The sequence below is a fragment of the Pauljensenia sp. 20925_1_27 genome (genome assembly GCF_041432835.1).
Taxonomy (GTDB): domain Bacteria; phylum Actinomycetota; class Actinomycetes; order Actinomycetales; family Actinomycetaceae; genus Pauljensenia.
In genome coordinates this window covers 1-8485 of record NZ_JAPWAH010000035.1, presented here as the reverse complement: position 1 = coordinate 8485, position 8485 = coordinate 1, and the positions used below count along the sequence as shown (strand labels likewise).

Below are 8485 nucleotides of genomic sequence, written 5' to 3'. Positions count from 1 at the left end.
CGATCGCGCGGATGCTGTCCTCGCTCATCGCGGCGAAGCTCGAGGCCATCGCGCGTGCTCTCTGCTCGCCGTAGAGGTGCGCAAGCTTGCGTGCCCCGGCGTCGGGGGCGCGCGCGGCCTTCCGGTGCTTGGCGACCATCACGCGGCTGAGAATGGCCCCGCCGACTCGGGCTACGGGGCCGCCCGAGTAGAAGCTCACGCCCTCGATGAACAGTTGATCGAATGAGAGGTCCGGGAACCGCAGCAGCTCGAACAGGATGACACCGCCGAGCGACGCCCCAAAACCCAGGGACAGACGAGACAAGCCGTGGGAGGTCAGCCACTCGTGGATCGACGCCGCCTCGGCCGCCGCCGACACGTAGGGGGCCGAGGCCTCGTCCCCGTGGGCCGACAGGTCCGGCACGAGGAAACGCAGTCCGGGCCCCATGTGGTCGCAGAGTGCGGCCCTCATGCTCGAGGCCGAGGACAGCATCGGGTGAATGATGAGGACGGTGGGGCAGTCCTGCCCGCAAGGCCCGTAGACGTGCATTTTCATGTCAGCGCTCCGTGCAAGTCGCCGGGCGCGCCGCTGCGCCCGGATGGGAATGATGAATGGAATGGTAGCGCTGTGGCGGCTCGAAGGGGCTCGCTTTAACGCAGCAAACGGGCGAGGGGACCAACTGAGCCAATCAGCTGATGAGCGCCTACTAGCCTCCGCGCGGGATGGCGGGTAGTGTTGATCCGTTACCCCCGCATGAAGGAGTGAATGATGCTTGTTGTGACGACCCCGACCGTTGAGGGTGCACCGATTAAGCGCTACATCGGCATGGTGTCGGGCGAGACCATCGCCGGTGTGAACGTGTTCAAGGACTTCGGAGCGAGTCTGTCCAACGTGTTCGGTGGCCGAGCCTCCCAGTACGAGGAAGAGATTGGTAATGCCGCGGCGACCGCCGTCAACGAGATGTGCGCACGCGCGCAGTCCATGGGTGCGAACGCGGTCGTCGGCGTCAAGGTCGACTACTTTACGGCCGGCACCGACAATGGCATGCTTGCCGCTATCGCGACGGGTACCGCCGTCATCCTCTGACGCTCGTCTGCGCGCTGCGTCGCTCGCGCGGAACAGCCCGCCAGGGTAGGCCCACGCAAGGCCTCCGTGGCGGGTTGTTGCTATGTCAGTCGCCGCGGGCGAGGACGGGCAGTGTCGGTACAGTGCACAGGCCTCGGATGGTCAGTGATACAGCTTTCCGATACTCCGATACGCTTTATTTTGTACATGGGGTCAAACTTGCGGTAGGTCCTTGACGGTGGCCCGACAAGGTGGCTGGGACAGACCTTCATCATGTCGGCGCGGGACGCAACAAGGTAATGTGTGGTGCGACAAAAGGATGCGAAGGCCTATTTGTCGATGATGTGAGAAATTCGTGACAACTATCCTGCAATGGGCGATCAGGGCTTACTCTAAAAGCAGGAGAGCTGCGCCTATGCGCTCCCCGTTGAACCAGGTGTTAAGGAAGTGAGTTGCAGATGTGTCATCGGCGTTTGTCGGCGCTGGCGTTAGTCGCCACTGGCGCCCTCGCTATCACGGCCATGAGCGTGGCGCCCTCGTTTGCGGCCGATACGGACAGTACCGAGGCTGCGGTGCCCGGTGCGACCGCGGCGGATGGGACGTCCACCGTCATCGTCCAGCTTGCGCCGGGCGTTGTTGGCGACGACCGAGCCGGCGCATACAGGGACGTTAAGCAGCGCATCGCGCGCTCCGTCAGCCAGGTATCCCCGGGGAGCACCATCGGGGATGTGCGCGATTACCACCACGCCCTGGACGGTTTTGCGATCTCCGCTCCCGCGTCTGCACTCGGGGCCATCAAGAGTGTGCAGGGGGTCAAGGACGCGTTCGTCGACGGGGAGCGTGAGCCGGTCTTCTATCCCGAAATGTGGGGGGACGGCGGCGTGGCAGTTGCCGATCCGGCGAAGGAAACTCGCTCCGATCAGGTAGCTGGTCGGGGACGCGGGCGCGTCATCGAAGTCATTGACGCGAGTTTCGATACCTCGCACGAGGCCTTCGCCGGGACGATGGACACCGCCGCGCTGCGCCTCCCGCAGGCCGAGATGGAGTCCCTCACGTCCCAGCTGGATGCGGGTCAAGGCGGCGCATGGGTCAGTGACAAGATTCCTTTCGTCTACGACTATGCGGACCGTGACACGAACACATCCATCGGCTATGGCTATGGTCCGCAGGACTATACGGTGCACGCTCATGGCACTCGCATGGCGGCGCTCGCGGCAGCCAACGGAGCGACCTATCAGGGGAGTGCGCCCGATGCGCAGCTCATCCTCGCCAAGGTCCTCTCTAATAGCACTCGGACCGTGCGTGACAGTGACCTGTTGGCGGCCCTCGATGATGCGATGGTCTTGAAGCCCGACACGGTCTGCGTGTCCTTCATGGCGAATCGTGATCTCGACGGTGAAGCGTCGGCACTGTACGACGACGTCTTTGCCCGGCTTTCCGACGCGGGTATCACGGTTGACGCGCCAGCGGGAGAGGACGGGCGAGCCGAGTGGCGCACGGGCGTGCGTGACCTGGGTGCAATCGGTGCACCCGCCTCCTACTCCTCTGTACTCGCCGTGGCTGCCGTCGGCGGCTCCACGCTGCAGGGGACAGACGGCCTCGCGCCGTGGAGTTCCTCCTCGTGGGGTCCAGGCCCTGACATGAGGCTCAAGCCGGAGATCGCCGCGCCGGGTGGCAACGTCAACGCTGCCATCCCCGGCAATGGCTATCAACGGATGCCGGGCACCGGTGAGGCGTCGGCTCAAGTTGCCGGTGTCGCAGCCCTCGTGCGTCAGCGCATGGCGACCGATCCGATGTTCGCGGGGCTGAGCGACGAGGATAAGTCCGCGTTGGTTCCCAGCTTCCTGATGGGGACCGCCCATCCGATCGTCGATACCTCTGCGGCGGATGGTACCTTCTGGTCCCCGCGCTGGGTTGGCGCAGGAATGGTGGATGCGCAGGCAGCCACGACCTCGTCGGTGTACCCGAGCGTTGTGGGTGCCTCGGACTCGTTGCGACCGAAGGCTGAGCTGGGCGAGAGCGCCAGCGGGTGGACCTTCCAGGTGCGGCTGACCAATCTGTCCGACGCCGCCCACACGTACACGCTGGGCGGACAGGCGCTGTCCGAAAACGTCAACGGTCTGCTCTATACGAAGCACTCGACGAACTGGGCTGGGAGGGGAATCGACCTGACCTTCTCTGCAGACACGGTCACCGTGCCGGCGTCATCGAGCGCGACCGTGACCGTCAGTGTGAACCCGACGCCGCAGTTCGCTTCGTTCGCATCTGAGAAGACGCCCAAGGGTACGTTCATTGACGGCGCGGTGACCTTTACGAGCGCGGATGGGCAACCCGATCTGACGGTCCCGTACCTCGGTTTCTACGGGTCGGCGGATGAGACCCCGATCTTCGACAGCCCCGTGTACGGCGAGGGAACGATCGGCACGTCCACGATGACTTTCCACGGGCTGACCCTCGGGCAGTTGAACCCGTTTGACGTGGAAGAGGCGGCAGCGATTAGCACGAATGATCGTCGTCTCTACATCGTCTCGCGGTCGACGGAAGAAAACGCCCGGACGTACGCGACGCCGGCGACGGTCCTGCTGCGCGACGTCATGTCGTTGACGTACACCTACCGGAACGAGGCCGGCGACGTCGTGCGTTCATACACGTTGGGGGGAGCGCCGAAGAGTCGGACTGTCTCAAATGGACGCTATTCCGAGGTGAGCACCGCGGAAGCTACGTTCGGTAGTCAACCGATCTTCGACGGGTATGACGAGCAAGGGCGTGCGCTGGCTGACGGACGCTATACGCTGACGATCGAAGGCACGACCGGCGGCGCGTCGCCTCGTACCGAGCGCCTCACCCATGTGGTGACGCTGGACACGGCACCGCCCGTCATTTCCAACGTGAAGATATCGGGCGAGGGAGACGACCGTAAGCTCTCCTTCGACGCCACCGATTCCTCACCTATTGCCGCGTACGGATTCTCGTGGAGCGCGGACGGCGAGCCATTCATGCGTGAGAAGGTCTACGGTTCGGACGAACGCGGGGACGATGGGCGACACGGCGGCCACTTCGAGGTGCCGCTGTCTCAGATTGCCGAGCGTTCGGGCGGTGATCCCTCGACGGTGTACCTGCAGGTCTGGGACTGGCCGGTGAACAAGGGGACGGTGAAGGTGGATCTGAAGGCCGTTCCCATGACGTCGCTTGCGCTCTCCCAGACTGACGCGACGCTGTCCGTAGGGGATAGCGTGACGCTGAATGCCACCCACGAACCCGCGGATGCGAGCGTGACCGATGTGGCGTGGTCTTCGTCGAACGAGGCCGTGGCCACGGTCAGTCAGGACGGCACGGTGACGGCGGTGGGCGCGGGGGACGCGACGGTGACCGTCTATGACCCGACGCAGCCCTCGCTCGTATCGGCGAGCGCCACGATCCACGTCAGCGCTCCGACCCCTGCGCACAAGGCGGGCAGATGGAAGCGCAATGGTCGAGGCTGGTGGTACCGATACGAGGACGGTTCCTACCCCTCGGGAGAGGCCGTCGTCATCGACGGGAACGTGTACCGTTTCGATGCGTCGGGCTACATGCGTACCGGCTGGGTGCTCGACGGCGGGCAGTGGTATTACCACGCGGCCTCCGGGGCGCAGGCCAGCGGCTGGCTGCTCTCCGGTGTGCACTGGTATTACTTGAGCCCGCAAACCGGCGTCATGGCCACTGGGTGGGTGAAAGTTGGTGCCACCTGGTACTACCTGTCGCCCGCCAACGGCGCGATGGCGACGGGATGGCTCAAGGATGGCGGACACTGGTACTACCTGAATCGCCCCTCCGGTGCGATGGCAACTGGCTGGCTGCGCATCTGGGGTACCTGGTACCACTTCGCTGATAATGGTCAGCTGATCGCTTAGTCAGCGACTGAGATGGCTGATCCTGCCCCGCGCCCCCGGACACTGTGTCCGGGGGCGCGGGGCAATATCCGTGAAAATAACCAAAAGGCTTACGGAGGAATCTTTGATGTCCTATTGTGAGAGGGTGGTCGCATAGTCGCGGCTCACACCTATCCTTGACCCACGTGTAGCACAAGGGGAGACAACGATGTCCCAACGAACATTGAAGGCGCTGGCGCTCGCCGCGGCCGGTGCTCTAGCTTTCACCATTGTCGGTGTCCCAGCGGCCAATGGTGCCGCTACTGAAGACATCGATCCGGTCGGTTACCGCTCAGCGGAATGCAAGATCTCACGCGATCCGGCCCCCTATCCGTTTTGGCAACTACAGCCACACAGCACGGCTCTGGCCCCGGGGCAGAGCATCGTGATCGAGCCTGTCGATTTTGAGAATCCGCATCCGGATTCCGCACCTGTCACCTGGAAGTCCTCGGACGAGTCCGTCGCGACCGTGGATGCGAACGGTGTCGTTACCGCCCTTACCCCGGGCGATGCGCAGGTGAGCGCGACCTATGGGGACATGTATGGGGACATGGAAGTTATAACGGATACTGTTCGAATCCAGGTTCGTTCCGTATCCGAGGAGACTGGGATCGAGCTGCCGGAATCCGCGTTGACGGTCGCAGGTGGACGGCAACTGCTCGTCAACGCGCTTTTAGCCCCTTCACTTCAAGGGAGTCACGTGTCTTGGGCACTTGACTCTTCCTCGGTGGGGACGCTGACCACCGAGGAGGATCGGCCGACCGCCACGGTACATGCCACGCGTGGGCCAGCGAGCGCGACGCTGACGGCTACCGTGACGACTCCAGCGGGTGAGGTCAAAGTCGCCTCGGCCGTGGTTGACGTGCGTCCCCCTTCGACAGATGACTATGTGATTTCGGACGGCGTCCTCACTAAGTACACGGGTGAGGCGACGGATATTGCGATCCCTGATGGGGTGACCGTGATCGGCGAAGAGGCCTTCGAGAGAACGTACGTTGAACATGTCTGGGTTCCCGCTAGCGTTCAGGAGTTGAAATACAGTGCATTCAGCGGTTCCAGACTGAGGACGATCACGTTCCAGGATGACGATCAACATCCGTCCCAGCTGAAGCGCATCGAGGGCATAGCGTTCGATTATACGAGGGTTGAGGCCCTCGTTCTGCCGCGCTCGGTCGAGCAGCTTGAAGAGGGCGCGTTTAGCGGCATGGGGTTGCTGAAGTCCCTTCATGTTGGGCCCAAAGTTGAAATGGGTTCGCTGAGCGCTGATCCTTTAGCATTCAGGTGCCTGTCCCACGTGGAGGTGGATGCGGATAATCCGAACTACGAGACTGTCAACGGTGTCCTCTACACGAAGGACCACACGCACTTAGTTCTTTTCCCGAGACGCATGGATATCGGTGGCTCCTATGCGGTTGTGGAGGGAACCCAGGTAATAGACGATTACGCCCTTTTGGACACGAATCTCTCCTCTATCACTCTGCCTTCCACACTGCTTTCCATCGGTAAGCGGGGCATGGCAGGAAACGCGTTTCTGACGAGCATCGATTTGCCCGATGGGTTGACAACCATTGAAGACGGAGCGTTTGCGGGCTGCACCAAGTTGAATAACATTGTCATTCCCGACTCTCTGCAGGTCGCCAACGGCTTTGGTGATCTGGAGATGGAAACCCTTGTGTTTGGGACGCAGATCAAGGAAATGAAGACATACGATTCGCCTGTGCGACAAACTCCTCACCTCGTCGTACGAGGCGGTGTCAATGGCTCCTTTATGCACGACGGGACTGCAGATGACAAGCGCGGAGAGAGCGCTTTCTTCGGTGAGGGAATGACGAGTATTTCCTATAGGGGTATCGCCCCGCGCTTCATCATCCTCCCGTCAACCCTTACGACTTTTTACCTCGGTGGCTACAACAACTGGGAATTCCCAGGAGATACGCACGTCTATGTGGCGGGAACCGAAGGATCTCACGCGTGGTCGGTCGCGAGGGACTCAATGGTAGCTGCGGGTTACGACGTGTCGCAGTTGCACTCCTTCGCTCCTGCGTCACTGACATTGTCTGGTTCAGGCATCGCCGAGGCCGACCGGGGCTATGCGCTCAAGGCACAAGTGGGTGCGTCTGCGATCGTGACAGCTACCGTGGCGGGTGGAGTGCCGAGTGGGCGACAGGTGCGAGTCGTGCAGATCGTTGCAGACGGTCATGAGTCGGTCCTTCAGGATTGGAGCGACATGCCGCAGGATGATGGGGCGGACTCCGCCTCAATGGGCATCACGGTCACGCCTTCCAGTGAAGATATCCACCTGCGAGTCGACGCGCGCGATGCCTCGTACCTGGTGACTTCGACGAACCTGGCGATAATCGGTACTCCAGTTCCCACGCCCGACCCGACCCCTGCGCCTGACCCGACCCCTGCGCCTGACCCGACGCCCGCGCCTGAGCCGACGCCTGCTCCGACTCCGGATCCGACGCCTGCGCCCACTCCGGATCCGACGCCTGCGCCTGAGCCGACGCCCGCGCCCACTCCGGATCCGACGCCTGCGCCCACTCCGGATCCGACGCCCGCTCCTGATCCCACTCCGACTCCGGCTCCCACTCCGGATCCGACTCCGGCTCCCACGCCTGCTCCCGAGCCGACGCCTGAGCCCGATCCGGCTCCCACCCCGCAGGGAGGATCGTGGATCAGCGACTCTGTCGGTTGGTGGTACCGCTACGCCGATGGCACCTACCCGGTGAGCCAGACGGTGCAGATCGCCAGCTCGATCTACCGTTTCGGTGCGGATGGGTACATGCGCACTGGATGGGTGAGTGAGAGCGGTGCGTGGTTCTATCACGATGCTTCGGGTGCTCAGGCGAGTGGCTGGGTGAAGGATGGCTCGTCCTGGTATTACCTGACGCCCAGTGGTGCGATGGCGACCGGTTGGGTCAAGGATGGCTCGACCTGGTATTACCTGAGGTCTAGCGGTGCGATGGCGACCGGTTGGGTGAAGGACGGCTCGACCTGGTACTACCTGATGCCTAGTGGGGCGATGGCGACCGGTTGGTTGCTTGATGGTTCGACGTGGTACTACCTGATGCCTAGCGGTGCGATGGCGACCGGCTGGGTCAAGGATGGCTCGACCTGGTACTACCTGAGGTCCAGTGGCGCGATGGCCACGGGATGGCTGATGGATGGTGGTTCCTGGTATTACCTGAGCACCGACTCGGGCGCGATGTATACCGGCGGTCACTGGATCGGCTGGAAGTGGTACGACTTCGCTGATTCGGGACGCCTCATGAGCTGACGTCTTGCGAGGCACTGAGCTCGGAGAATATGCGCCCGCGCCCCCGGAGAATCTCCGGGGGCGCGGGCAGGATCAGCCATCTCAGTCGCTGACTAAGCGATCAGCGGGCGTGGAGGTGTTTTTCGCTCACCCCCGCAGTCCCTGCCAGAGAAGAATCAACGAAAATACCAACCGGTTCATCCGCTGCTACCTACCCGCAGGAACCCCCATCACCAGCCACAACGAACTCCTTCACCAAGATCCGTTGAAACC

Annotated in this window: 4 protein-coding genes; 3 read left to right on the top strand and 1 reads right to left on the bottom strand. The window is 62.7% G+C overall.

Going from position 1 to position 8485, the window contains the following annotated elements:
• The coding region (locus tag O3684_RS10105; protein ID WP_500066797.1) for an alpha/beta fold hydrolase at positions 1-535 on the bottom strand (535 nt) is incomplete at its 3' end.
• 213 nt (positions 536-748) lie between these two features.
• Here O3684_RS10105 and O3684_RS10100 point away from each other — a divergent pair.
• From O3684_RS10100 to O3684_RS10090, 3 genes are all read left to right on the top strand, one after another.
• Positions 749-1066 carry a YbjQ family protein gene (locus tag O3684_RS10100; RefSeq protein ID WP_500066799.1) on the top strand — a complete coding sequence of 106 codons (318 nt, stop codon included), beginning with the start codon at positions 749-751 and terminating at the stop codon, positions 1064-1066.
• Between the two features lie 437 nt (positions 1067-1503).
• On the top strand, positions 1504-4935 hold the full coding sequence (locus O3684_RS10095) for a S8 family serine peptidase (RefSeq protein WP_500066795.1): 3432 nt from the start codon (positions 1504-1506) through the stop codon (positions 4933-4935).
• Between the two features lie 187 nt (positions 4936-5122).
• Positions 5123-8233, top strand: a complete 3111-nt coding sequence (locus O3684_RS10090) for a leucine-rich repeat protein (RefSeq protein ID WP_500066793.1) — start codon at positions 5123-5125, stop codon at positions 8231-8233.
• The last annotated feature ends 252 nt before the right edge of the window (positions 8234-8485 follow it).

Excerpts from the sequence above, each read along its gene's own strand:
- O3684_RS10100 (WP_500066799.1), top strand. The coding sequence starts at position 749 with ATGCTTGTTGTGACGACCCCGACCGTTGAGGGTGCACCGATTAAGCGC.
- O3684_RS10095 (WP_500066795.1), top strand. The coding sequence starts at position 1,504 with ATGTGTCATCGGCGTTTGTCGGCGCTGGCGTTAGTCGCCACTGGCGCC.
- O3684_RS10090 (WP_500066793.1), top strand. The coding sequence starts at position 5,123 with ATGTCCCAACGAACATTGAAGGCGCTGGCGCTCGCCGCGGCCGGTGCT.